Below are 251 nucleotides of genomic sequence, written 5' to 3' on the forward strand. Positions count from 1 at the left end.
AGGAACAGACAAGCGTGAATCTGAATTTATCAAGGTTCATGATAACGGCATCATTCGGGGCAAAAAACGTCTGTACATGACGGCAACCCCTAAGATCTTTACCGACAAGCTGAAAAAGAAGGCTGACGCATCTGATGCTGTTCTGGCGTCCATGGATGATGAAGAGCTCTATGGAAAAAATCTTTACACGTATACTTTTTCAAAAGCTCTAAAAGATAAACTTTTAACACCCTATAAAGTTATCGTCTTGG

General features: G+C 40.2%; 1 protein-coding gene. It reads left to right on the forward strand.

Translation table 11 applies throughout. From position 1 onward, the window contains the following. Nucleotides 1–251: hypothetical protein (locus tag ACFILW_RS10945; protein WP_375685847.1), on the forward strand; the 251-nt coding region annotated here is incomplete at both ends.

The organism is Bartonella sp. TT110JLCBS (genome assembly GCF_042193405.1).
Lineage (GTDB): Bacteria > Pseudomonadota > Alphaproteobacteria > Rhizobiales > Rhizobiaceae > Bartonella.